At 42.2% G+C, this 24,543-nt stretch carries 23 protein-coding genes; 12 read left to right on the forward strand and 11 right to left on the reverse strand.

Going from position 1 to position 24,543, the window contains the following annotated elements:
• Positions 1–11: 11 nt before the first annotated feature.
• Both C505_RS0105975 and C505_RS0105980 read left to right on the forward strand, forming a co-directional pair.
• On the forward strand, positions 12–194 hold the full coding sequence (locus C505_RS0105975; protein WP_018691683.1) for a hypothetical protein: 183 nt from the start codon (positions 12–14) through the stop codon (positions 192–194).
• Between the two features lie 54 nt (positions 195–248).
• The gene (locus C505_RS0105980; RefSeq protein WP_018691684.1) at positions 249–443 is read left to right on the forward strand and encodes a DUF3283 family protein; all 195 of its coding nucleotides are present in this window, start codon (positions 249–251) and stop codon (positions 441–443) included.
• Between the two features lie 82 nt (positions 444–525).
• On the opposite strand, the gene C505_RS0105985 is transcribed toward C505_RS0105980, so the two are convergent.
• The gene (locus C505_RS0105985) at positions 526–714 is read right to left on the reverse strand and encodes a hypothetical protein (protein WP_018691685.1); all 189 of its coding nucleotides are present in this window, start codon (positions 712–714) and stop codon (positions 526–528) included.
• Between the two features lie 317 nt (positions 715–1,031).
• Here C505_RS0105985 and C505_RS0105990 point away from each other — a divergent pair, with 317 nt between their 5' ends.
• A complete protein-coding gene (locus C505_RS0105990) occupies positions 1,032–1,631 on the forward strand; it encodes a GTP cyclohydrolase II (RefSeq protein WP_018691686.1) in 600 nt (199 codons plus the stop codon).
• Positions 1,632–1,893: 262 nt separating this feature from the next.
• On the opposite strand, the gene C505_RS0105995 is transcribed toward C505_RS0105990, so the two are convergent.
• The gene (locus tag C505_RS0105995; protein ID WP_018691687.1) at positions 1,894–3,180 is read right to left on the reverse strand and encodes a dicarboxylate/amino acid:cation symporter; all 1,287 of its coding nucleotides are present in this window, start codon (positions 3,178–3,180) and stop codon (positions 1,894–1,896) included.
• A 251-nt stretch (positions 3,181–3,431) separates the two neighbouring features.
• A complete protein-coding gene (locus C505_RS0106000; protein WP_169337007.1) occupies positions 3,432–4,415 on the reverse strand; it encodes an SGNH/GDSL hydrolase family protein in 984 nt (327 codons plus the stop codon).
• A 276-nt stretch (positions 4,416–4,691) separates the two neighbouring features.
• On the opposite strand from C505_RS0106000, the gene gloA reads away from it, so the two are divergent.
• The 4 genes from gloA to C505_RS0106020 all read left to right on the forward strand — a co-directional run bounded on the left by gloA (position 4,692) and on the right by C505_RS0106020 (position 9,267).
• A complete protein-coding gene (gene gloA / locus C505_RS0106005; protein WP_018691689.1) occupies positions 4,692–5,072 on the forward strand; it encodes a lactoylglutathione lyase in 381 nt (126 codons plus the stop codon).
• A gap of 42 nt (positions 5,073–5,114) precedes the next feature.
• Positions 5,115–5,378, forward strand: coding sequence for a ribbon-helix-helix domain-containing protein (locus C505_RS0106010; protein WP_018691690.1), 264 nt, complete (start codon positions 5,115–5,117; stop codon positions 5,376–5,378).
• Positions 5,379–5,550: 172 nt separating this feature from the next.
• Entirely contained in the window at positions 5,551–8,895 is a 3,345-nt protein-coding gene (locus tag C505_RS0106015) for an amidohydrolase family protein (RefSeq protein WP_026317782.1), read from the forward strand.
• 66 nt (positions 8,896–8,961) lie between these two features.
• Positions 8,962–9,267: a hypothetical protein gene (locus tag C505_RS0106020; protein ID WP_157368841.1), complete on the forward strand. Its 306-nt coding sequence runs from the start codon at positions 8,962–8,964 to the stop codon at positions 9,265–9,267.
• 69 nt (positions 9,268–9,336) lie between these two features.
• Here the strand turns inward: C505_RS0106020 and C505_RS0106025 are convergent, their stop codons facing one another.
• Both C505_RS0106025 and C505_RS0106030 read right to left on the reverse strand, forming a co-directional pair.
• Complete coding sequence (locus tag C505_RS0106025) at positions 9,337–10,053, reverse strand: hypothetical protein (protein WP_018691693.1); 717 nt, start codon at positions 10,051–10,053, stop codon at positions 9,337–9,339.
• A 138-nt stretch (positions 10,054–10,191) separates the two neighbouring features.
• Entirely contained in the window at positions 10,192–11,256 is a 1,065-nt protein-coding gene (locus C505_RS0106030) for a CNNM domain-containing protein (protein ID WP_018691694.1), read from the reverse strand.
• 150 nt (positions 11,257–11,406) lie between these two features.
• On the opposite strand from C505_RS0106030, the gene C505_RS21595 reads away from it, so the two are divergent.
• Positions 11,407–12,153, forward strand: a complete 747-nt coding sequence (locus tag C505_RS21595; protein WP_018691695.1) for a VOC family protein — start codon at positions 11,407–11,409, stop codon at positions 12,151–12,153.
• A gap of 38 nt (positions 12,154–12,191) precedes the next feature.
• Here the strand turns inward: C505_RS21595 and C505_RS21600 are convergent, their stop codons facing one another.
• Positions 12,192–13,157, reverse strand: coding sequence for a catalase (locus C505_RS21600; protein WP_018691696.1), 966 nt, complete (start codon positions 13,155–13,157; stop codon positions 12,192–12,194).
• 150 nt (positions 13,158–13,307) lie between these two features.
• On the opposite strand from C505_RS21600, the gene C505_RS23520 reads away from it, so the two are divergent.
• The 3 genes from C505_RS23520 (at position 13,308) to C505_RS0106055 (ending at position 15,926) form a co-directional block, all read left to right on the forward strand.
• Positions 13,308–14,555, forward strand: coding sequence for a hypothetical protein (locus C505_RS23520; RefSeq protein ID WP_018691697.1), 1,248 nt, complete (start codon positions 13,308–13,310; stop codon positions 14,553–14,555).
• Positions 14,556–14,631: 76 nt separating this feature from the next.
• Positions 14,632–15,195: a sigma-70 family RNA polymerase sigma factor gene (locus C505_RS0106050; protein WP_018691698.1), complete on the forward strand. Its 564-nt coding sequence runs from the start codon at positions 14,632–14,634 to the stop codon at positions 15,193–15,195.
• Positions 15,180–15,926, forward strand: a complete 747-nt coding sequence (locus tag C505_RS0106055; RefSeq protein WP_018691699.1) for an anti-sigma factor — start codon at positions 15,180–15,182, stop codon at positions 15,924–15,926. The genes C505_RS0106050 and C505_RS0106055 overlap by 16 nt, the downstream gene beginning before the upstream one ends.
• Positions 15,927–16,085: 159 nt before the next feature.
• Here the strand turns inward: C505_RS0106055 and C505_RS0106060 are convergent, their stop codons facing one another.
• On the reverse strand, positions 16,086–17,219 hold the full coding sequence (locus C505_RS0106060; RefSeq protein WP_211215058.1) for a tyrosine-type recombinase/integrase: 1,134 nt from the start codon (positions 17,217–17,219) through the stop codon (positions 16,086–16,088).
• A gap of 277 nt (positions 17,220–17,496) precedes the next feature.
• Here C505_RS0106060 and C505_RS21610 point away from each other — a divergent pair, with 277 nt between their 5' ends.
• Positions 17,497–17,787 carry a hypothetical protein gene (locus tag C505_RS21610; RefSeq protein ID WP_018691703.1) on the forward strand — a complete coding sequence of 97 codons (291 nt, stop codon included), beginning with the start codon at positions 17,497–17,499 and terminating at the stop codon, positions 17,785–17,787.
• 143 nt (positions 17,788–17,930) lie between these two features.
• Here C505_RS21610 and C505_RS0106075 read toward each other — a convergent pair whose 3' ends face one another.
• The 4 genes from C505_RS0106075 to C505_RS24230 all read right to left on the reverse strand — a co-directional run bounded on the left by C505_RS0106075 (position 17,931) and on the right by C505_RS24230 (position 24,396).
• Positions 17,931–21,035, reverse strand: coding sequence for an efflux RND transporter permease subunit (locus C505_RS0106075; protein ID WP_018691704.1), 3,105 nt, complete (start codon positions 21,033–21,035; stop codon positions 17,931–17,933).
• Positions 21,032–22,531, reverse strand: coding sequence for an efflux RND transporter periplasmic adaptor subunit (locus C505_RS0106080; RefSeq protein WP_018691705.1), 1,500 nt, complete (start codon positions 22,529–22,531; stop codon positions 21,032–21,034). The genes C505_RS0106075 and C505_RS0106080 overlap by 4 nt, the downstream gene beginning before the upstream one ends.
• On the reverse strand, positions 22,518–23,882 hold the full coding sequence (locus C505_RS0106085) for a TolC family protein (RefSeq protein ID WP_018691706.1): 1,365 nt from the start codon (positions 23,880–23,882) through the stop codon (positions 22,518–22,520). The genes C505_RS0106080 and C505_RS0106085 overlap by 14 nt, the downstream gene beginning before the upstream one ends.
• Before the next feature lie 106 nt (positions 23,883–23,988).
• Positions 23,989–24,396 (reverse strand): CopL family metal-binding regulatory protein, encoded by a 408-nt coding sequence (locus C505_RS24230; protein ID WP_157368843.1) that lies wholly within the window; start codon positions 24,394–24,396, stop codon positions 23,989–23,991.
• Between the last annotated feature and the right edge of the window lie 147 nt (positions 24,397–24,543).

The following is a 24,543-nucleotide window of genomic DNA, read 5'->3' on the forward strand; positions in this document are numbered from 1 at the left end:
AGGAAGAAATGATGGAAGAAAAATCAATTTCGCTCGAAGCGCTTCGGCATCAACTGGATGGATTGGAGAAACAATTGGAGGAGAGTGAGTTTACGACAAGGGAAAAAACAAGCCTTGAACGTGCGATCCATGATTTATCTAACGATGTTCACCTTCTCAGTGAAGCCTTACAACCAGATAGTGACCCAGAGTAAATCTTCCGATAGAATAGCGCTCCTCTTCAATCGGTTTCATTCTACAGGAGATATATGTCGCATAATATCGCAAGCTGGCCAGCAGAAAAACGCCAAGAAAGCCAATGGGATTACCAGACTGCACTTTGGGCACACCAAGTGAAAAAAGGACAAACCAGCCGGGAAAATGTGATTATGGAGATCCTGGAATATCCTGACGAACAGCAAGTCATTCTTACACAAAAGTTTGAAAATTACCTTACGATGTGAAGGGTTGCGCTAAGGAAAAATGAAAAAAGAAAAGAGACCGCGATGCGATCTCATTTTTCCCATTTTTTATTATTTATCGTTTTTATGGTGTGTAGCTTTCCATTGCTTCCGTCAGCTTTTGAACTTCCATTTTCAATTGATTTAATGAAGTTTGGTGTCCACATGTGCAAAGGAACAGTTCCTGATGTTGTATCCAGTAAATGCTCCGACGGTGAGGTTTTCCACAATGCGCGCATTCAAACTCGGTGATCAAAAAGTCTTCTAGTTTCATGTGTTTTACATCCTTCAGGAAGAGTTAAATGCGATGGATATAACAAAAGTGTCATAAAGCATGGTTAGATTAATGCATTTGTCCCGCTTCTGATATCAACTGAAATCACTGTTTACAAAAATTAACATGGTACTTAATGATTAAATTCTGAATGAATTCTTTTTGTGATAATATCTCAAAAATAATATCACCGAACGTAATATTATTTCAGATGCATACGTTTGAGTGTTAGAATCTTTAGAAGAACAGCAGTTCCGGATCCACTGTTCATCGAGCAGTTGACGTAGTAAACGAAAGTTGTGAAAGTTGGGTTATCCATGGCAACAGTAAGAGCAAGAGCATCAATCAAAATCGGCCCACAGAGTGATATTCCAGTCGATATTGTTTCATTTCATGATTTGCGATCAGAGAGTGAGCATGTCGCAATCATTTTTAATAAGGCGGATCAGCAATCAAATAGTCCATTAGTTCGACTCCATTCAGAATGTTTAACTGGCGATGTTTTCCATTCGTCCCGCTGTGATTGTGGAGAACAACTCGATGAAACTATCGAGCGAATGCGCCACCAAGGTGGTATCCTTCTTTATCTTCGACAAGAAGGGCGGGGCATTGGTCTCTATAACAAACTTGATGCTTATGTCCTACAGTCTCAAGGCATGAATACCTACGAAGCAAATAATCACTTAGGCTTTGGTGATGACTTAAGAGAATTTGATGAGGCCGCAGAAATGCTCCGCGCATTGGGTATTGCTTCGATTCGCCTCATCACAAACAACCCACGAAAACAAAAAGCCCTCCAAGACTGTGGTATCAAAATCGAAAAGGTCGTCTCCACAGGCGTCCATATCAAAGATGGGAATGAGCATTACCTCAAAACCAAGGCTAAAATTGGCCAACATAAAATGTATTTTGATTGATTTCTAACTTCCTTGATTAAGCTACCAATCAATTGGTAGCTTTCCTCACGAATTGAATCGATTGCACTCTCAAATTAACTACCAAACTCAAATTAACTTTCAAAACAGTATAGATTTATCTCTAAGTTTTCCCTATTTCACTTCCTTGCTTGATAACGTTCAAATGAGATTTGAAAGGCGATGGTTGCCCTGTAGGCTGTCGATGACGACTCTCCATCAATTGGATGAAAGCGAGGCTTCAAACGAAGCCTCGTAAATCTGGTTAGTTCGAGGAAGGCTGTCCTTCTTTTGTCGATACAGAGCTTGGTTCTCGAAGTGCAACTCTTTCTTCTGTTTCATGGATAACTAATGAGACCATCGCGTCGCCTGTAATATTGGTTGCTGTGCGCATCATATCTATGATCCGGTCAATTGCTGCAATATAAGCAATCCCTTCAAGTGGTAATCCAACAACATTTAAGGTCACGGTCAACATGACCATCGCAGTACCTGGGACACCCGCAGTTCCAACAGACGCTAAGGTCGCTGTCAAAGCAATTAAAATATAGTCAGTGAACTCAAGAGGTACTTGGAAAATATGCGCAATAAAAATAGCTGCAATTGCTGGGTATATTCCACCACAGCCATCCATATTGATGGTTGCACCGAGTGGTAAGATAAAGCTACTGTATTTTTTCTTCACCCCCAAGCTTTCGACTGCTTTCGTCGTTGCAGGTAAAGTTCCATAGCTGCTCGCCGTCGTATAAGCGACCAATTGCGCAGGGAAAATATGGCGGTAGAAGTCAATCAGTTTTGTATTCGTAAAGACTTTAACGAAGCCACCATAAATTAAGAAAATGTGGATGAAGCAGGCAATATAAATCGCAACGATAAACTGCACAAGCGGGTAGAGCGCTTCAATACCAAGCTGGCTCAGCATCCAAGCCATCAGACCAAAGACACCAATCGGTGTTAATTGAAGAACGTAGCGGGTAATTTGGTACATGATTTCAGTACCCACTTCGAAAAACCTCTTCGCTGGCGCAGCTTTTTCTTTGAGCGCATTAATACTCAGGCCAATCAGCACAGCCATAAAGACAATCTGTAGAATATTACCTTCCATCAATGCACGGAATGGGTTGGTCGGAATTATATTCGTCAACACTTCATGAACAGGGGGGATATGCTTGATCTTCTGTTCACCTGCCACCAATGCAATATTCGTTTCGAAGTTCATTAAAGAGCCAATCAAAAGACCAATGCCACTAGCAATCAGTGCTGTTGTCAGGAACATCGAGATCGTTTTCACACCCATTCGGCCAATCCCTTGCTGACCGACGGAAGTGATGCTGGAGATAATTGAAAACAAAACTAAAGGGACAACCAACATTTTGATGGCATGAATAAATAAATCACCAGCACCTTTGGCAAAATTTGTCAGGGCAGTGTACAACATTGAGGGAGATTCTGGCTGTCCATAGGTGTTTAAAGCCAGTCCTAGACCCGCCCCCAACACAAATGCAACCAGCACTCGGCGCCAAAAAGGGCCAGTAAACCATTGCTTTAACATAGAATATCTTCTGCACTTAATTAAAAAACAGGTTTCTATTCTAAAGCGAGGAGGCAGAGGAACAAGCTCAATTCATTATATCTTATTGCTGAATTTTTGTTTTTGATCCATAAAATAGGATGAGGTTAGCCACTTTGTCATGTCGAAGCGACTGAGTTCCAGCTTACCTGAAAAATGGAGCTTTTGTGGACTTCAACTTTGTTTTATCGCGGACAGAGCCGCGATAAATGTTGGTCGAATGTAAGAAGGGCTTAATCCATTCCTTTTTGTCGCCATGGTGTCATTTGTTTTCGCGCCTGTTCAGCCAGCAAACGGTGCACTGCTGTGGTTGGATGGATACTATCCCAGAACAGGTAATCATTTGGGCTCTGGGCAATTTCGCCTGTTCTATTATTCCATGCCGCATTTCTGGAATCCATGATATGTAACCGAAGCCTTCGGTTTTCATAAATACCATTGACTTGAACCGCTTCATCAATCGCCTGAATGATTTGATAGGCATCCAAAACGGCAACCTGAGCATCTGGGTAATCAAGTTGGATCTGGATCAGCCCCATATTTAGCGTTTGATTAAATGACGCAACATACGCACCAGCTTTTTCTTTTACTGGTGAAAATGCAGGGCTAATCGAAATATCAGGTAAGTTCATCACAAGAATATGCTTTGCGTCATGCGCTAACATCTTACGAATATTTTCCAGGTATTGTTCAGCCGCTTCTTGAGACGTTTGTGAAAGCGAACCATAGGTGGAATACCATAAATTATTGATGCCACCTTGGATCGTGATCCAATCAACACCTTGGAAACTAGAATAAAGAGCCAAATAATCATCGATTTGCTGACCTAGATTCGGCATCAGTTCTCCTCCTTCAATATAGGTAGCACCATTTTGTGTATCAAAATCATGGAAATAACCGTCACCTGTCATTGCACCACCGATTGACCAATTATGACCTGTAAGAGATTGAAGTTGGGTAGAAAACTTTCGGTTTTGATCGCCAATGTTTAAGGTGACTTCCCACTGTCGAGAGAGCATCGCTGGTTGTCCCAGTTGATGATTGAATGAAACTTGCAAGTAATCAACCCAAGTCAGTCCATTACTAAAGCGTCCTTGAAAATTTGGTTCTAGTGCACGGATACCAATGTGGTCTTGTGATTGTTCGTTCAGCATCCCTGTCATCGCATGTTTTACACCAGAGTCAGAAATACTATCTCCAAAGTGCACCATGTTCATTTGTGCACTCGTCGAGAAGCTCAGAAAAAAAGTAATGAAAAGGAAAAGAAGAGTACAAGGGTACAAAAGCATAAAAAGCCTCTTTTTTATAATCTTTGTGACAACGAGCTTGTAGTATGTTGACGGGATGGGTACATGTAAATGAGACAAAAGAGTGATTCTAGTAGTAATTTATTTAGTTGCTTTTAAAAGTAGTAAATATTACCTACCGATCATGTTTTCTTTTTCGATAGGCTTAGCCAAGTTATTTCGTTGAACGCAATGAGTGAAAAAATTATGAAACTTTTACACACCATGCTTCGAGTCACAGACTTGGAACGCTCTATTCACTTTTACACAAACATGCTCAATATGAAATTGGATAGAAAAATAGATAACGTAGCATATCGATATACGTTGGCTTATCTGAAGTTTTCCGATGATGAGCATGCAGCTGAATTAGAACTGACCTGGAACTGGGATGAAGATAATTACGAAATGGGTAATGCATATGGACATATTGCAATTGGTGTTGATGATATTTATGCATCTTGCGAAGCACTTGCCCAAAAAGCTGTTGAGATCAGCCGAGCTCCTGGCCCGGTTGCTGGTGGAAAAATTTTAATCGCTTTTATTCGCGATCCCGATGGTTACCCGATAGAGCTGATCCAGTTATAATGCTAATTCGCTATTTGAACTGTAGATGTGATTGAGTAACGTATGTGCCGAGTTTTTTACGAACAACCACCTGAATCATATGAACCTATCAAGCGCTCTTTACGGATCCAAGGGCTGGTCACCAGCTTGTCTTTGGAACGCCAGTTTTGGGATATTTTGGAAAAAATATCCCAGGAAGAAGGTATGAGTGTGAATCAATTCATTAGTCAGCTTTATGATGAAGCGATGAATTACCATGGAGAGATACAGAATTTTACCTCATTACTGCGATCAGCCTGTTTGATCTATGTGCGAAGGGATAGCTAATTTAGATCCCATCGAGGAACACGTATACATAATCCATTCGCTATGAAATCCGTATTCTATGAGTTGAACGATATTGCATTCAGCCTTTACCCCCTGTAGGGTTTCTAGTCAATTATTTTTGAAACTAGCGGTGGCAAACCCACCTGCAAAACAATATAGAGGGGATAATACTATGTTCTTGAAGAACAAACTCTCGATTACACTTGCTTCTGCGATGCTGAGCACGGGCATGTTGGTTCCGGAAGTTATTGCCGAGGAAGTGAAAGACAGCAAGGTCACAGCCGAAAAAAATGAAAAAGAAAAGGCGTGGGATGTCTTAAATCCACCGGGTGAGAAGAAAACGGTCAATATCGATACCAAAGAACTGACCTGGACAAACCTGGATGTCTCTCCAGATGGCGATACAATTGTTTTCGATATGCTTGGAGACATCTATATCGTTGATATCGATGGTGGTGAAGCAAAAGCTTTAACATCTGATATTGCATGGAATTTCCAGCCTAAATTTAGCCCGGATGGAAAATCAATCGCATTTGTTTCTGACCGCGGTGGTGCAGATAATATTTGGACCATGGACTCGGATGGACAAAACCTTCATCAGGTTTCCAAAGCAAAAAATAACTTGCTACATAACCCAGCTTGGAGTCCAGATGGCCAGTTTATTGTCGCGAAGAAAGGGCAAATCACCAGCCGAAGCATCCCTGCGGGTTCTATCTGGATGTTCCATCGCTCAGGTGGAGACGGTGTTGAGATCCGCGAGCGCCTTCACGGAGAGAAATCTCAGAAAAACGTTGCAGAGCCGTCTTTCGCCAAAGATGGTAAAAAAGTTTATTATTCAGTCGATGCCACACCAGGTGTGCGTTGGCAATATGATAAAAACTCTGTTGGCAACATTTTTGAAATACGCACTAAAAACTTAGAAACAGGTGAAGAAGATATTGTTGTTTCTGGTGCTGGTGGTGCAATCCGCCCAATCGAATCACCAGATGGGAAGTATCTCGCGTATATCCGCCGTGTAGAAATGCAAAGTGCATTATTTATCAAAGATTTAAAGTCTGGAAAAGAAACACAAATTTATCTTGGTATTGATCGTGATTTGCAAGAAGCAGGCGGAAGCCAGGGGAATGCGCCGGCTTACGCTTGGACACCAGATTCAGATGAATTAGTTTTTTGGGCGAAAGGTAAAATTCATCGCATTGAGATTGATGATAAAGAAGCTAAAGAAATTCCGGTTCATGTCAAAACGACTAAGCAAGTCACACCAGCATTAAAATTTGCTGTCGACGTTGCACCGGATACGTTTAAAGTAAAAATGGCGCGTTGGATGCAGGTGACACCAGACGGAGAGTCAGTCGTGTTTCAAGCGTTAGGGCGCTTATATATTCGTGATTTAGACTCTGGCAAAGTCAAACGCTTGACTCGTTCTGATGATGAATTTGAATACTACCCATCTTTGTCTAAAGATGGCAAATCTGTTGTATACACGTCATGGAGTGATAAAAAGCTCGGCTCGGTAAAGGTCGTTTCACTCAAAAATCGTCGCTCAAAGACAATCACATCAGAACCCGGTCATTATATTGCGCCAGCTTTTTCCAATGATGGTAAGTATGTCGTATATGAAAAAGTCACTGGTGGATATCTACTATCGCCTGAGTGGTCGATGCAGCCAGGTATTTATGTTGCTGACATCGATGGTGACAATGTGAAACGAGTCGTAAAAGATGGTATCAACCCGCAATTTTCTTCAGATAGTCAACGCATATTCTTTGCAAAAGAAGTCGACGAAACAAAAATGTCTTTGCATAGTGTGAACTTATCAGGAAAAGATGAGCGTGATCACTATGAAGGTGAGTATGTAACTGCATTCAATATTTCACCAGATAATCAATGGCTTGCTTATGTTCAACACCATAAAGTATTCCTTACGCCATTTGTGACCCGTGGTAAAGTCATCAAAATGGATCAAGACAGTAAAAGCCTTGGCCTTCCAGCGAAGCAGGTGTCTGGCCGCTCAGGTGACTTCCTTGCCTGGAGAGGGGATAGTCAAGAGTTGACGTGGGGCTTCGGTTCAAAACTTTATCGTCGAACGCTAAAGGATACGTTTGAGTTCTTAAACGGCGAAGCTAAAGCGCTTCCTGAGCCTGAGCTGGAAGGAATTGAGATCACGTTTAAACAAAAATCAGATAAACCAGAGGGAATGGTTGCATTAGTCGGTGGACGCGTTGTCACGATGCGCGATGCAGACAACACGCAAGAAGTGATTGAAGACGGTGTAGTTATCGTTGAAAACAATCGCATCATTGCAGTTGGCAAAAAAGGGGAAGTGAAGATCCCATCGAAAGCCAAACAGGTCGACGTATCTGGTAAAACGGTTCTTCCTGGACTCGTTGATGCACACGCGCACGGGAGTTACGCAAGTTATGGTATTCAACCACAACAAAACTGGAACCAGTATTCCAATCTGTCATTTGGTGTGACAACCATTCATGATCCATCGAATGACACAAGTGAAGTCTTTTCAATGTCTGAAATGGTTCGTGCAGGTGAAACAGTAGGTCCACGTATTTACTCCACAGGCCGTATTTTGTATGCGGGTCATGCAAATGGATATAAGTCGCGTATCAATAGCTACGATGATGCGAAATTCCATGTGCAGCGTTTGAAGGATGCAGGCGCAATTTCTGTCAAAAGTTATAACCATACAAGCCGTAAGGTACGTCAGCAGGTGATTGCCGCGGGTCGTGAGTTGGGGATCATGGTTGTTCCAGAAGGTGGCGCGAAGTTCCAGCATAACATTAATCAGGTTGTAGACGGTCACACGGGTGTAGAGCATGCGTTGCCAGTTCCCAACCTATACGGAGATGTTCAACAGCTTTGGTCACAAACAGATGCAGGTTATACACCGACATTCGTTGTTGCCTATGGTGGCCTAGGTGGTGAGAATTACTGGTATCACCATACAAATGTCTGGGAAAATAAACGCTTGATGAGTTATGTACCGAAGTATATTGTTGAGCCTCGCTCAATGCGCCCAGCAAAAGCGCCCGAGCACCACTATAACCATATCTTGGTCGCAAAAAGTGCGAAAAAACTCCGTGATAAAGGCGTCACAGTCCAAATCGGTGCACACGGTCAACGTGAAGGTTTAGCTGCACACTGGGAGCTATGGATGATGGTTCAAGGTGGATTTACACCTTGGGAAGCACTCCGTAGTGGAACAAGTGACGGTGCGCGTTACCTTGCAATGGATAAAGACATTGGCTCGATTGAAAAAGGGAAACTAGCGGATCTGATGATTGTCGATGGCAATCCGCTAAAAGATATCCGCCAATCAGAAAAAGTCGCTTATACCATGATCAATGGTCGTCTTTACGATGCAGCTTCGATGAACGAAGTGGGTAACTACGACAATGAGCGTCAGGAGTTCTTCTTCGAATCAGGCCAACAAACACAAATGCATCCTGCAACACAAAAGATGATGGAAGAAAAAGCCCACCGTTATCATTGGAAGCATTAATCATATCTAACGATATGAAATTATGTGAAAACAAGGATGTTTTCACATGTACGACAGATGTATTTTATGATGAATTCTCTCCATCAGAACGTAAAACAGCTTCTGATCTACTTGGTTGCTGGCGCAGCCGGACTTTACTTGGTATATCTGATCAATCCGTGGTTTATCCTATATCTTATTTTCTATGTTATTCTCTTGTTTTTAGATGTTCCAGGAACAAAGACTGACAAGAAGATATTTGGGGTTCGGCTAAAAGATATTGTATGGGTTATCTATACTTTCCCGCTCTTTTTGATGTTATTGATTGGGTTGTATAAGCTGATCATGTTCATGGCTGGAATGAGCCAAATCGTTTTAGACGTATTGAGTTAATAGGTGATGATTAAAGAATTGGGGAACGTTGAACATTCCCCAAAAGGGGTATTTATAAATTGCTATCACCTATATTCCAAGTGTTGTGATAATTGTATCCAGGTATTGATTCGGCAGATCTTTAAACTCCCAAACAAATAGACCACCGATATCGTGTTTGATAACAATATCTAAAAATTGCTGGAGATTCGTATCATTTAAACCAGCTGGTGTCAGTGCAAGAACTACCTTTTTACGATCCCCAACAAGATCAATTGTTTTCACAACAGCCTTTTCGACATAAGCGTTGATATCTTGTTCAGACCACATATGGCTGCTGTAACACATCAAACAAAACCGACTGCAACAATTTGCTGTGGTGATATCGCGAATGGTTTGCTCTCCTGTGCCAAGATTGACATAATCAGCACCTGCTAAAAACGTATAACTGGATTGCTTCCCTTGCTGCTTTAATGCCTGCATGGTCCGAATGATATTCGGAATATTCATTGCACATTCGTCATCGAAATCAACACCAACCCAGCCATTTTTAACCGTTGCATCAACAATCGACTGGATCCCTTCCTCTGTTGGGTATCCTTGGGGTGTACAACCACCGCCACCGTATGCCCACATTTTTTGCGCGGAAGAATCGATAGGTTTTGTTGAAGGACTTTTATTCCCTGGGTTAGTCAATGTTTCTAAAGATGTGATCATGCCATAAATTGCATAAGTGAATGCTACCGGAGGTGCTACATCCCAATATTGAGACCAGCCGCCAAGAAACTTTTGGGTGGATTGTGTCATATTTCCCTCTATTCAAATAATCAAAATGGTTATGTGACATTGTCACGATTTAATATTAAAATATATTGGAAATATAGACGCTTATTGCGGAATCAACACAAGAATTATTGAACACAAAAGAGCAGGGGGTTACCCCCTCTACTCGGAATTTTCATACTGTGATAAGTCTAATCCCATTTCTTTAGCCCGTTTTTTCCATAAACGTCGAGCCAGTTTTTGCATATCGATATCTTTGTCGCTTTCATCGACAATCTCGAGTCCAAGAAGCGTTTCAATGAGATCTTCGAAGGTTAATACACCTTGTGCACTGCCATGTTCATTAACCACCAGAATGATATGGGCACGCATTCTTAAAAATTCATTGAAAGCTTGGGACAGCTTCATAGTTGCCAAAAGTGATGGAATAGACCGAGCATAATTCTTTAAAATATTGTCAGTATTGCCACGCGCTTGCGCGAGTAAAAGATCACTTCGTAGAACAAAGCCAGTGACGTTGACCGGGTCATCTTCGTAAATGGGAATGCGAGAAAAGCGCATGTCATCATATTTATGAAAAAACTCTTCAACGCGGAGAGTCTCGGAGAGTGAGAACAGGACAGTCCTTGGCGTCATTGCACTTTTAATCGGCGTATCTCGAAATAACATCAGGTTTTTTAATATTTGAGACTCGTGCTTTCCAAGTTGTCCTTCTTGGGCACTTAGCTCTGCCATTACAGCAAATTCTTCTCGGCTAAAGCCGCTCAGTGTTGGCTCTGAGGTTAAACCACGCGTTAAAAACTCGGAAAGCTTCACAAATGGATAGAGAAGATAAATCAGATAATGAAGCCCATAAGCTGTTGCAGGTGCGAGTTCACGCCAGTAATGTGCGCCCACTGTTTTTGGAATGATTTCAGAAAAAACCAAAATTAAAAAGGTCAGAATTGCAGAAAAAATACCGATCGATGCACTACCAAACACCACAGCCGCTTGAGCGCCAGCGCCTGCTGCACCCATCGTATGTGCAATCGTATTCAAGGTTAAAATTGCGGCCAATGGCTTATTTACTTCATCTTTCAACTGGCGCAGTAAAAAACCTGATTTCTTCTCCTCCCGCTCCAACAGGGCAACATGTGCGTTGGTAATACTCAGCAGAACAGCTTCTGCAATTGAGCATAGAAATGAAAACCCTAGAGCAACGAGAACATATGTAATTAAAAGGATCATGGGTGAAATAGTGGTCCAAAACCATCATTATATCAATTTTCCATATGACAGATAAACAAAAGGAGAGCCGGAAGAGATAAAATGAATGGCTGTCCAGTTTAATATGCATTCGTTATAATCAGTCGGAATATCAATGACTGTTCTATTCCTATGCCAAAGATTGATACAATCAGGTTCCGTTGTTGTAAACCTCAGGCCCAGCAGCAGTTTTATACAAATGTTCTGGGGATGAAAATACTGGCTGATGGCAGAGTTGGTTATCATCATGACCAAGCGACATTAAAATTCGAGCAAGCAGATCTGCCTTATCAACCCTCAATCAATGATACTTATTGGAAAATCGCTCTTGCTGTGCCCAACATTGAACTTGCTTATGAACAGCTCTCAGAGATGGGTTTAAAAGTTGGCAGTCCACGACAATTTCAAGACATCGGTTATCTCGCTCATTTTCGAGACCCCGAAGGATATACGATTGAGCTGATTGAACATTGGTTTAAAGGTCATCGCCCGGAGACTGAGCATGACCGGAAATTACTCGGCGGCGGAGCATGTCTCAACTTACTTACACTACGAACACACCAGATTGAGCCTATTCGAAAATACTGCATCACCATGGGGATGACCCCTTTATCGATTCAACCAGTGAATGAATATGGATTTACATTGCACTTCTTTGCTTTTACTGACGATTTACCACCAAGTCATGACTTGGCAGCAGTTGATAATCGAGAATGGCTCTATCAACGACCTTACACAGTACTTGAGATCCAAGAAGTTCATGATGCTTCACCAATGTTCTTCACTGAAGGCAGCGTTGCGGGTTATTCAGGCACCGAGTTAAGTGGCATGATTCAAGATTTTTGTATTGAAGAATTACTGATCGCAAGTCGTGATTAACCGCAAAACCTCCTTGTCCATTGCGGTTTTATTGATGTTTACTTACCAGTGCGACTGGCTTCCACAATTCGCTTACCAAAAGAGATTGCGTATGCAGGGGAGCGGAATTTTAGTACGGGGTCGTCAGAAACTTGGAAGCCATCACTAACAAGCAGTGGGTCGAAGTTAATCGGTTCGCATTTGCTGTTTAATGATGTAATGGTTAAGTGGCCAAAATCGATGCTTTTTCCGGTTGTTTTCCAGGTTTGGCTCGGATCTGTGAGGCTATCATCTTGTGCGGGAAATGTGACTTTCATCGTATAACGAATTGGGGCTTTTTTTAACTTATCCGCAAAGTGCTTGGCCATTGCATCTTGACTGTTTGGTGCTGTGATAGCTTGATTGACTTGGTTTGGTACAAAGGTCCAACGTGCTGGCTGTTCTTGCCCTTTTGCATTGAACATATGAAAGGCATGAATACTGTTAAAGGTGTATTCACTATAATCACTTCGAAGTCGTTGATTTTTAATTGCCTTTTTTAGTCGAGCAAAACTAGGGTTTTGTTGTTTAAATGCAGTGAATTTCGCTTGGTCAATTTTGCCAGTCGTTTTATCAGGTGCCGTAACTTTATGTTTATCAATAAAGGCTTGTGGCGTACTCACGTCAAAAAAGGGCAGGTTAAGCATCGCCATTTGGTGAATTGTAGTGCCATTTTTCAATTGAAGCGCCATTCCAAAGGTTTTTGACTTTCTATCGTCTGCAAATAAATGACCGCCAGCGTGAGAAAATCGACCAATGACCGTTACTGTATCCGTATTAAAAATCTGACTGCGAGTATATTGTTTGGCAATGGTGGTCGCTTTGAAAGTCCCAGCAAAACAAACGCCTTTGGTATGATTTCTCCGCTTCCCCTTATAGACACCAAATCGTTTTTCTAGTGTATCAACAGCATCAATTGGGCTGGCTTCCTTTGCCATAGATGAACATGAGAGTACAGCAAAGGCGAATGGTAAAACATATTTCATAGTAAGTTTCCATTGTGTTTTTCATTGATGGTGTAGAGGTACGGTAGATCCCAAAAAAAGTTGCACGAAAAATTTTTTATTTTATTTGCAACCAAACCGGAAGTGGCGCGTATAAGCATTTTAGTCGGCAAGAAATAAACGGAGAAAGCCATGTATAAACGCCAACTTTTACAATTCGCGACAAGCATCCTTGCGACCACATTACTATTTGGGTGTGGTTCTGATGATAACAATAATCCAGAAAAGCCGGAAAGTATCATATTTCCTGTACAGGTGAATGCGCCGAGTGTGATTAACCTCGATGAAGCAGGCAGTGTCCTGACCACTGAGAGTGGACGGTCACTTTATGTGTTTGATAAAGATATGCAAGATGTATCAAATTGTCATGGGGCTGAAGGTGATGAGCCTGGTTCTACTCTTGATGCTGCATCATGTGCTGGGATATGGCCGCCATTGCTTATCGACAGTAGTGCACAGGTCACAGCACCTTTTAGTACGATCGAAAGAAAAGATGGTACGAAGCAGTGGGCTTATTTAGGCTATCCACTTTACACCTTTATCAAAGATAAGAAACAGGGCGATATTTCCGGTGATGGTGTAAAAGATGTATGGCATTTAGCGCGTAAGACTCCTGTCAAAGTAACCGATGATGGGAAAATTGTGGGGCAGGGGATCATTCATTCTGCAACATTAGCGGATCAAGTTTTACAAGAAGGACGACTGAACAAAGACGGGTTTGCGCTGTATACCTTCGACAAAGATCCGGTTGGTCAAGCTGCATGCTATACCATCAATGATGACTGTATCAATATTTGGCCTCCACTTCTGGCTGACCCAGGCAGCAAGCCCAAATATCCTTTTTCTGTCTTATCTTTAGCAAATGGGAAAAAGCAATGGGCTTATCAATCCAAGCCTTTGTATTTCTTTGCTAATGATAATACTGCTGGAGATGCAAATGGTGATGGCGTAGGGGGCGTTTGGCATCTAGCGGATATCACTCCTGCAATTTTTCGTGAAAGTAATTTAGGACCCATTCTTTCTGCTACCGGAGAAGTCATGGCGTTATTACCTGAAAAAGAAGGCAGTAGTAACTTTACGGTACAAACAGTCGATAAGGATCAATTCACATTGTATACCTTCGACAATGATGCACTGAATGAGTCCAAGTGCGAAGGTATCTGTGCAGAAAAATGGCCGCCTTTTATTGCAAACGAAGCTGATGTGCGCATTGCTCCTTTTACTAAAATTCAAAGAGCTGATGGTCATTTCCAATGGGCTTGGAAAGGTCAGCCTTTGTATTTTTACTTCGAAGATGAAAATACAAAAGACACCAATGGTGATGGTGTAGGTGGTGTATGGCATGTCATTCTGGATGAGAATGAATCAAGTGAATCATAATAAAAAATGACTAATATTTTACCTTCTTAATACTTGGGCACTTGGACAAGGAAGTCCTCATTAGATGGAGTGAGGGTTGAAAGTTACATCAGAACATTTGGAATGGTTGATCGCAAAAGTCGCACTCGGTGATCAGGCAGCTTTTAAAGAGTTATATGACGCCTGTGCAAGTCGTTTCAATGGTATTGCTTATCGAGTCGTGAGAGATCTTGATATCGCCAATGAAATCACACAAGAAGCGTTTATTCAGATTTGGAAAAACAGCGCAGACTTTAACCCAGCGACATCGCAACCCATGACTTGGATGAGTGCGATTGTTCGATATCGTGCTTATGATAGAAAAAGATACGAAAGCAGTCGTCTAGAAGGACGATGGACAGAAGCTGAAAAGGATGATGAAGGTGCGGTTTTTCAACCTGCGAGTGAGCAAGAATCCGTCCCGTTGATCTGTCGTATTGATGACAAACTCAATACATGCTTTAGCGCATTGCATGGCCGCGAACGCCAAGCCATCTTGATGGCTTATTATTATGGGCATTCACGTTCAGAAATGGCGGAGTATTTTGACTGTCCGATTAATTCGATTAAGTCCATTATCCGACGCGCAATTACGAGGCTTCAAACATGCCTGGACAATTAAATCGATATTCACAACCAAACATCGTTGAACACTTGGCTTCAAATTATGTCATTGGCACGTTACCCCCCAGAGTTCGTGCGCGGATGGAAACATTAATTCAATTAGAAACCGATTCAGTACTCAGTCAACGAGTCAGGTACTGGGAGAGCACAATGGCCAGCTTAGATGAGAATGTGGAAGAGATCGCACCAAAACAAGAAACCTGGCAGCATATTGTTGATCAAGTCAACAAGGAACAATCAAAAACCAAGCGTAAGCAATGGTTGAAGTGGCCAAGGCTTGAGCTTGCGTTTCATCGCTTTGCAACGATTGCGATCGTTATGGTTTTAGCTGTTATTTTGTATCCAGGGTCACAATCGGATAAGGGAACCGGTGAACTGAGCTACATTGCAGTTCTATCAGACGGAAATACACATAATTTAGTGGCTTCTGCTTATGGTAAACACCGAGAGCTTGTTCTTGATGTCATCAATTTACCTGAGCTATCGCCATCCCATGCCTATGAATTATGGGCTATTTCTAAAAGTGACAAACAGCCAAGAAGCTTAGGAATTGTGCCAGTGACACCAGTATCACAGAAACGACATTTATCGGAAAAACAATGGCGTCTCATTCAAAGTTCAGAGTCTTTGCATCTCACCATGGAGCTTGCAGGCGGTGCATTGCGAGGAATACCTTCACATTCACTCATTGCTAAAGGAGCCTGTATCACTGTGGATGAGTGGGAGTGATTCTTAATCTATCGGAAAAATAAAATCAAGCGAAAGCCTTGGCTTTATTTTTGCCTGAATGACATGAATGGATATGGATAGTGGAATAGAATCCTTGTTATGTCCAATATTGTTTAATATTGGACATTTTGTATAGAGCGGTTTTAACCGTAAAACTAATCAATTCAATTTCTTATATTTGCGACTTTGTGCCATCGCACCTTGTTCTGCCAAAATTGCACGTCCGTATTGCGTGACCATGTTAGCCGTTTTCCAGCGTCCTGATTGTTGGATCTGTGCCGTAGAAAACCCTTGTCGAAGCAAATCTTGAGCAGCACCCACTCTTGGCGAATGACCTGTAAACGGTCGCTCATGACTAAAATCAGCTAAGCCTAAATTTTCCCATGCCTTTTTAAAGATATTCCGCGTTGTTCTTGTCGTCATTGGTTTGTAAACCGGTTCACCCAAACTGCATCGCTTCGGCTTAAATGGCGAATCATGTTTAGAGATCCCAATGAATAAATAGTCTTCCTCATCACGCTCATCAAGACCGCCAGCTTCGATGTATTCCTTCAATAATTGAGTGACACATGGGCTTAATGCGTTTGTATCCGGTTTACCTGACTTGTTCTGTTTAGAAAATAAAATATGAAGTACAGCGCTACCATCTGGCATAAATTCAATATGTTTATGTTTGATCCGAACAAGCTCATCCGCACGCAAGATTCCTTCATAAGACACTGCTAACATCGCCAAGTCACGTTTACTCTTGAGCGAGTCATCTTGACGATAAACCTCAATCGCGTGATCTAAGTTCGACTCTAAAAATGGCGTTGCTTGTCTGATTTCTTCTCCTTGTCTGACCTTCGTCTTACGGATTCTTTTATAGGTACCCATCACGAGTTCATCCTTGGTTGGATCAATGCAACCGGTGATCCGGTGCATTTTGGATATGGCCCATAAATAAACAGATAATGTATCTCGATGTAACTGTGTTTCTCTCGCCTTCAAAAAATCCTCAAGAGTTTTCGCACTGGCTGGCAAAGATTGTATGTTGTTTTGAATGCACCAACTGACAAAATTTCGCCATGCACTATTGAGGCGATCAATCGTACTTCTTTCATAAGCCTCTTTGCGTTTCTCAAACTCATCGAGTAGATGATGAATGATCTCTCCAAACTGTGGATGTTCGGCAAAGTCCATTCCCGCTTGTTTTGCTTTTTTAAAAGCTTGATAGACATCTGTTGGTCGAATTTCTTCTAATTGTTCTTTGGTGATATGCCGAAATGTTTGCTTTTGAAGAAAATAACTCATTGGACTGATAACACTCATACCTTGGGTTGTTTTCAGAAATTATTGAACTGTTTCAAATGATTAAAGCCCCCTATTATGACTTCCTCTTCTGTAAAGTCAATTTCCTAGAAGTTTCATTCTGGGAAATTGATATAATAAATAAAAATATGAACATAATTTATGTGACAATGTCACTTAATCACCTATTGAATTTTATAGTAGATAAACAGGCTGTAGGCCTTAATCACAACAGAAAAACATTCACCACAAAAGATGGTTACGAAGGGGGAAGCACCAATTGAAAGTCTTGCTTGATGGCGTTTGGCATCACCTAGATCATGAAGAACGAGAACTCAGTATTAAAAAGTTCTCCTCCCTACTTGCCAATAATGGTATTTGCGCAATTTCGTTAAGAAATGGTCCGGCAGGCGCTGGTAAACATGTTTTTCCAACAAGCAGCTCAGAACTCATCCAATATGCAGAAAAGTATAACTTTCATATCGTTTTGCATGTAGAACATCAGCCAAGTCAGATGCCAAATAAGAAAGATGTGATTTGGTCCAGAATAGCGATGCAAAAAGTTGGCTAAGGGAAAAAGAGATGTAAAGATGTATGCCTCAGGAAACCACACTTAAATCGTGACGCAGTCACATATTCTGCAAAGTAAAAAAACAAGTATAACAGTGGTGAGAACCCACCGTCACACTGTTTGATTTACATCCAAACTTCTGATTAATCCGCTCTTTTGATCAAATAATAAATGACTGGCAAAACAATTAGTGTTAAAAAAACAGCGCTTAACATTCCTCCAACCATTGGTGCTGCGATCCTGCTCATGACTTCGGATCCAGTTCCGGTTCCAAACAGAATAGGTAACAAACCAACAATAATGGCAGACGCAGTCATCATGATTGGCCGAACACGCAGTCCAGCGCCATTGATGACAGCTTGTTTTAAGTCAGCGCTTGTTGCACTTTTACCCTGCTCCAACATCATTGACTGGTATGACTGATTCAAATAAACCAACATCAATACGCCAATTTCAACTGCAACGCCAGCAAGCGCAATAAAGCCGACCCCCACAGCGACCGAAAAGTTAAACCCTTGCAAATACATAAGCCAAATACTCCCGATCATGGCAAATGGGAGCGTGCCCATGATCACCGCAACTTCGACAAAATTTCTAAAGTTGAGGTATAGAAGTACAATAATAATCGCAAGTGTAAATGGAACAACATACGACAGCTTTTCTTTTGCTCGCAACATATATTCATACTGACCTGACCAAGTGATTGAATAACCCGGCGGTAAGTTGAGTTTATTGGAGACGACCTGTTGTGCTTGTTCAACATAGCTCCCCACATCCACGTCTTCGATATCTACAAAAACCCAGCCATTGATCCGTGCGTTCTCACTTTTAATACCCGGCGGACCATCTTCTATCTTGACAAATGCGACATCTGCAAGCGCAATCCGCATCCCTGTCGGGGTGATAATCGGTAAGTGCGATAAAGTTTCTGGTGAGTTTCGATAATCCTCTGGGTAACGCACATTCACAGGGTATCGTTCTAACCCTTCGACAGATTGAGTGACGTTCATTCCCCCAATAGCCGATGCAACGACTTGTTGCACATCCGCAATATTCAATCCATATCGCGCTGCTTTCTCTCGTTGAATATCTACTTTTAAATAACGGCCTCCGGCAACACGTTCTGAATACACAGAAGCAGTACCCGGAACTTCCATCATAATGGTTTCCAGCTGCTGGCCCAAATTTTGGATCACGTCTAAATCAGGACCTGCTATCTTAATACCCACTGGGGTTTTGATCCCCGTCGCCAACATATCAATCCGAGTTTTAATCGGCATGACCCATGCATTTGTCAGCCCTGGAAATTGAACGAGACTGTCTAACTCTTTCTTCAAATTCTCGATAGTGACACCGTCACGCCATTCTTCACGAGGTTTAAGCTGAATAAAGGTTTCTATCATTGTTAATGGTGCGGGGTCTGTTGCAGTTTCTGCTCGTCCTATTTTTCCGAATACGGATTTAACTTCTGGAACAGTTTTGATCAATTTATCCGTTTGCTGTAATAACGCCCGCGCCTTCCCAATCGATATCCCAGGATAAGTCGTTGGCATATACATTAAATCACCTTCATCCAAGGGTGGAATAAACTCACTTCCTATTTTGTCAACGGGCCAAAAGCCAATCACAGTCACAATCAATGCAGCAACAATTGTTGTTTTCGGCCAATTCAAAACACCTTTTAAGATAGGGAGATAAATAGCAATTAGTACTCGATTAATCGGATTTTTATGTTCTGAAACCACTTTTCCACGAATAAAATAGCCCATCAAAACAGGAACCAAAGTAATGGCCAATGCCGCAGAAGCGGCCATCGCATAAGTCTTTGTAAATGCCAACGGCGAAAACATTCGACCTTCTTGTGCTTCTAATGTGAACACAGGAAGAAAAGAAACCGTGATGATCAACAAACTGAAAAAAAGTGCCGGCCCAACCTCACTGGCGGACTCTGCTACGACTTGCCAACGGTTTTCCTTTGTGAGCGGTGTTTTTTCCATATGTTTGTGCATATTTTCAATCATGACAATCGCACCATCAATCATGGCACCAATAGCAATGGCAATCCCACCAAGTGACATGATGTTTGCATTAATCCCCTGTAAATACATGATAATAAAGGCAACCAAGATCCCAACAGGTAAGCTCACGATCGCCACAAGTGATGAACGGACATGGAATAAAAACGCAATACACACCAGTGCAACAACCAAAAATTCTTCGCCAAGTTTCGACCAAAGATTATTCACAGCATTTTCAATGAGGGCGGAACGGTCATATACGGTGATGATTTCAACACCATCCGGAAGGCTTTTTTCAAGTTGTTTGAGTTTCGCTTTCACCCCTTCTATCGTCTTTTGCGCATTTTTTCCAAAGCGCATCACAACAACTCCACCTACGACTTCCCCTTCCCCATCAAGTTCCGCAATACCACGGCGCATTTGTGGTCCAACTCCCACTTTTGCGACATCACCAATGGTCAATGGTGTCCCTTGTGTATTCATACCAAGTGGAATTGCCTCGATATCCTTTACCCCTTTGATATAACCAGAGGCTGTGACCATATACTCAGCTTCCGCCATTTCGATGACAGATGCGCCGGTTTCTTGGTTGCCTCGTTGGAGTGCAGTTTGGATCAAACTCAGTGGAATACCATAAGCTCGAAGTTTATCCGGCTCCACTTGTACCTGATATTGCTTGACCATCCCGCCGACAGCTGCAACTTCTGACACACCCGGCACCGTTTGTAATTCATACTTTAAAAACCAGTCCTGTAAACTCCGTAACTGACTCATATCTGCCTTACCCGTCTTATCAGCTAATGCATATATATAAATCCAGCCAACGCCTGTCGCATCTGGGCCAAGTTGTGGTTTTGCTCTCGGTGGTAACGATGGTGCAACTTGGCTCAGATATTCCAGCACACGACTTCGCGCCCAATAGAGATCTGTTTTTTCGTCAAAAATGACATAAACAAAAGAGTCACCAAAGAATGAAAAACCCCGAACCGTCACTGCACCCGGCACAGATAACATTGCTGTCGTCAGCGGATACGTGACCTGATCCTGTACGACTTGTGGGGCTTGACCTGGGTAGTTGGTTTTGATGATCACCTGGACATCAGACAAGTCTGGAATGGCATCGACAGGAGTATGTTTTAAGGAATACAACCCAGCGCCAACCAAGATCAACGTCGTCAGCAGCACAAAGAAGCGATTGTGAATTGACCAATGGATCACTGCGCTGATCATAATACTGCTCCCTGTTGATGCTCATGCCCTTCATGTGTCATTTCCATTGGTTGAATATCAACAATCACAAAGTCATCACGGATCTCAAACGTGAACTTCACCTTCATTTCATCTTTTAGAGCACTCAGATCAATTGATTGATCCGCATGAAAATCCATAGTTGCTGCGGGTCTGCTCCATTTTGCAATTGGGCCTCTGCTGATGTTCAAAATCCCTGCTTCTAGGTCGATACTGTTGATTGTTCCTTCGACAGTTGCTGATGAAACTGCTTGTGGTATTTCATCCTTAGACATCCGCTTAAAATCAGAGCTTTTACTTGATTCTGAATCAATTAAAAACTGCGCTGAGGTGACAATTTCATCACCTTCACGAATGCCTTCCAAAATCTCAATATCCTGCTCACTGACACGGCCAATCTTCACTGCAATGGATTTAAATTGCCCATGACCCAGTGCTAAAACAACTCGATCTTGTTTTCCTGTTCGAATAACTGACTCTTTTGGGACCAACAGCGTCTCATTCTCAGAACTTGCGTGGATCACCACTTGGGCAAACATATTTGGTTTAAGTTGTTGGTCCTGATTATCAAATCGTAAACGAACCCGCAGTGTTCTTGTTTTTGCGTCCAATACCGGATAAACATAATCGACAACGCCTAACCACATTTTTCCAGGTAAGTAATCCAGGGTCATGGAGACTGGGAGTCCCTTTTGTACATGCGCGGCATCACGCTCGTACACTTCTGCCTGGACCCAGACTTGGCTCAGCTGGCCGATACTCATCAGTGTATTTCCAGGTTGCACGTAAAACCCTTCTCGGATCTTTAAACCATCCAAAACACCAGACTGCGGCGCATAAAATGTAATGAACGGTTGGACTTTCCTTGTTTTTTCAAGGGACTTGATAAATTTTGGCGTAAGTTGAAGCGATTGGAGCCGTTCTTTAGCCGCTTGGATCAATGTTCGATTACTACGCCTGAGTGCAATTAAAAATTCTTCCTGAGCATTGACCAATTGTGGTGAATACAACGTATACAAAGGCGCACCTTCATTCACAGGATCGCCAGCAGCTTTAACATATAGCTTTTCTATCCAGCCCTCAACCCGGGGATGAATATGCACCAATTTATCTTCATCATATTGAACATAACCCACAGTTGAAATTGCAGTCTCAACATGTTGCATTTTGACGAGTGCTGTCCGGACCCCAAGATTATGGACCACATGTGGCTTAATATAGACAGCCCCCGGCCCAAGTGCTTCCGAGGGACTGGACTCTTCATAGACTGGGATCAAATCCATACCCATGGGTGACTTACCTGGTTTATCACGACGATAATTTGAGTCCATTGGCGCAACCCAATACAGGGGATTCTTTTCATCAGAAGTACTGCTACTTTCACTCAAAAGTAAAGGTGGTTGAAGGAATACGGTCACTCCTGCACCAATTGCTCCCCCAAGAATCATGCTCATGATCCAGCTTTTATTTGTTGTCATGAGAAACCTCTGCTTTGTGAGTAAAAAAGTAATTCAAGCGGGCGATTGTTTTTAAAACATCAATATCAATATTTAACGCAGCAATCCGGGTGTTTAACTCAGCGATCCTTGCCCGGACTACCTCGGCGAAATCACCATCATCATTGGTGTATGCTGTCAATGATGCTTCCGCTTGATCGTGTGATTGATTGAGAAGCTTTGATTGATATATCACCTGACGTTCCCGCAACCTGTGTAGCTGTCTGGTTTCCAGCTCAATTTGCGTGATCATTTGTTTCATCAACAACAGTTTCTCTGTCTTGAGGGATTCTGAACGAGCAATGGATGCCGCAACATCTTGATCTTGACGAGAGTCAGTAAATAAAGGTAAATCGACCGTCACACCAACTGAAAAAAAGTCAGAGCGTGACATACCATTTGGTGAATCATCTCGATAGCCATAACTGGCATTCACACCCCATTGTGGTTTGTATTTTTCTTTTGCCAAGAGAACATCTTTTTCTGCAACCGCTTGCTCCACCGTTTCAACTTGCAGTGCAGGATGTTGATCGATCGTTCGTGCGATTTGATTTCTCGATAAGTAGGATTGGCTTGTAATCAGAGGTTGTACTAATTTTAATGTCGGTTCTTCCGCGTTGACTTCATACTTTGCTGGTTGCATATCAAAGTCTATGGATTCAATATTGTTCTCATGAAATGGATGTAACCACTGATTTAGACCTGCAATCGCAATTTCCAATTTTTGATGTTGAGCAGCTAAACGATCATCCAGCTGAACAAGCTCCAACTGTGCTCTTATCACATCCTGTTGACGTGTTTTCCCAACCGTTGTGCTGTAATTTGCTTTGGCAACATCAACCATTTGCTCAAAAAGCGCCTGATCTTTTTCTATGAATCGGATCGTCTGCTGCGCCTGATAAACATCCAGCCATAATTGAGCAACTGTCATCTCAAGCTTGGCTTTTCGGTCAGCCCGAAGATAAGGATATTTTGATGCCTCCAACTTCAATTGATCGGATTGGATTTCTAAAGAATCGCCACGGGGCAACATTTGAATGACACCAACATTGAGTTGGGTCATATTTTCCTGATCGAATGAAAAGGAGTTGGTCGGAAGATTCATCACCCCAATAGAGAGCTTTGGATCTGGCAACGTCCCAGACGAAATACTTTTTGCTTCAATTGCGTTTTGTTGGAGTTGACTTCCATAAAGCCATGGATCGTTCGATTGCGCCAATGCCACGGCTTGTTTAAGAGACAGTGGATATGCTTGTCTTTCTGCTGTATGAACATTGAATGAAGCAGTCACTGCCACAGCAATCAACAGCGATCCCATCATTAGATAAACCATTTTTCCCCCAGAATCTCTGGAAAACTTAAATACAATCGACTGTCGTTCTGACAACGAACGAGCAATCAGTTAAATTGCGACAAAATTTAGACGCACTGAGATTGTATTAAGCGAATATAGGGGGACGATAGAGTGATTGTATTGCTTGCTGTTGTTGTGAGAGCAGAGCAATAGAAATTTTGTGGTTTGAGATAGCGTAAGGGGTGCTTACAAAGTCTGATAAAACAAACACGAATGAAATACAAGCATTTGCTGGACAGGTACATTCTGTATCACAGCAATCCTCATGGTCAGATGGCACCGTATCCATGTTGTGCTGTATCTGTGAATAATCCATTTCGCTATGCATCACCATTGATGCATGAGACGCTGATGTGTGAGAAATTGATCTATGTTGTGACATTGACTGATGCAAGCTCATTTCACAAGACATTGATGCATACACAAGCGTTTGCCCAAGTAAAGCAAAAAGCATGGTTGTCATCACGATGAACTTGCAGATTGTGCTTCGCATAGAAATCTCAACATTGACACATCTTTACAGACTACAGAGACGAACATAAAAAGTAAAGCTGGAATACATACAAACCAGAGTGGGATATACTCCCACCCTCGCTTGGTCGCAAGAAGATCTGTTGAAGGACAGATCAAAATGATTGCC

Source organism: Algicola sagamiensis DSM 14643, from assembly GCF_000374485.1.
GTDB lineage: Bacteria > Pseudomonadota > Gammaproteobacteria > Enterobacterales > Alteromonadaceae > Algicola > Algicola sagamiensis.

Excerpts from the sequence above, each read along its gene's own strand:
- C505_RS0106055 (WP_018691699.1), top strand. The coding sequence starts at position 15,180 with ATGCCTGGACAATTAAATCGATATTCACAACCAAACATCGTTGAACAC.
- C505_RS0105985 (WP_018691685.1), bottom strand. The coding sequence starts at position 714 with ATGAAACTAGAAGACTTTTTGATCACCGAGTTTGAATGCGCGCATTGT.
- C505_RS0106085 (WP_018691706.1), bottom strand. The coding sequence starts at position 23,882 with ATGGTTTATCTAATGATGGGATCGCTGTTGATTGCTGTGGCAGTGACT.
- C505_RS0106020 (WP_157368841.1), top strand. The coding sequence starts at position 8,962 with ATGATGAATTCTCTCCATCAGAACGTAAAACAGCTTCTGATCTACTTG.
- C505_RS21595 (WP_018691695.1), top strand. The coding sequence starts at position 11,407 with ATGCCAAAGATTGATACAATCAGGTTCCGTTGTTGTAAACCTCAGGCC.
- C505_RS0106030 (WP_018691694.1), bottom strand. The coding sequence starts at position 11,256 with ATGATCCTTTTAATTACATATGTTCTCGTTGCTCTAGGGTTTTCATTT.
- gloA (WP_018691689.1), top strand. The coding sequence starts at position 4,692 with ATGAAACTTTTACACACCATGCTTCGAGTCACAGACTTGGAACGCTCT.
- C505_RS0106025 (WP_018691693.1), bottom strand. The coding sequence starts at position 10,053 with ATGACACAATCCACCCAAAAGTTTCTTGGCGGCTGGTCTCAATATTGG.
- C505_RS0106075 (WP_018691704.1), bottom strand. The coding sequence starts at position 21,035 with ATGATCAGCGCAGTGATCCATTGGTCAATTCACAATCGCTTCTTTGTG.
- C505_RS0106015 (WP_026317782.1), top strand. The coding sequence starts at position 5,551 with ATGTTCTTGAAGAACAAACTCTCGATTACACTTGCTTCTGCGATGCTG.
- C505_RS0105990 (WP_018691686.1), top strand. The coding sequence starts at position 1,032 with ATGGCAACAGTAAGAGCAAGAGCATCAATCAAAATCGGCCCACAGAGT.
- C505_RS0106060 (WP_211215058.1), bottom strand. The coding sequence starts at position 17,219 with ATGAGTTATTTTCTTCAAAAGCAAACATTTCGGCATATCACCAAAGAA.
- C505_RS0106000 (WP_169337007.1), bottom strand. The coding sequence starts at position 4,415 with ATGAACATGGTGCACTTTGGAGATAGTATTTCTGACTCTGGTGTAAAA.
- C505_RS0105980 (WP_018691684.1), top strand. The coding sequence starts at position 249 with ATGTCGCATAATATCGCAAGCTGGCCAGCAGAAAAACGCCAAGAAAGC.
- C505_RS24230 (WP_157368843.1), bottom strand. The coding sequence starts at position 24,396 with ATGCGAAGCACAATCTGCAAGTTCATCGTGATGACAACCATGCTTTTT.
- C505_RS23520 (WP_018691697.1), top strand. The coding sequence starts at position 13,308 with ATGTATAAACGCCAACTTTTACAATTCGCGACAAGCATCCTTGCGACC.
- C505_RS0105975 (WP_018691683.1), top strand. The coding sequence starts at position 12 with ATGGAAGAAAAATCAATTTCGCTCGAAGCGCTTCGGCATCAACTGGAT.
- C505_RS0106080 (WP_018691705.1), bottom strand. The coding sequence starts at position 22,531 with ATGACAACAAATAAAAGCTGGATCATGAGCATGATTCTTGGGGGAGCA.
- C505_RS0106010 (WP_018691690.1), top strand. The coding sequence starts at position 5,115 with ATGTGCCGAGTTTTTTACGAACAACCACCTGAATCATATGAACCTATC.
- C505_RS21600 (WP_018691696.1), bottom strand. The coding sequence starts at position 13,157 with ATGAAATATGTTTTACCATTCGCCTTTGCTGTACTCTCATGTTCATCT.
- C505_RS0105995 (WP_018691687.1), bottom strand. The coding sequence starts at position 3,180 with ATGTTAAAGCAATGGTTTACTGGCCCTTTTTGGCGCCGAGTGCTGGTT.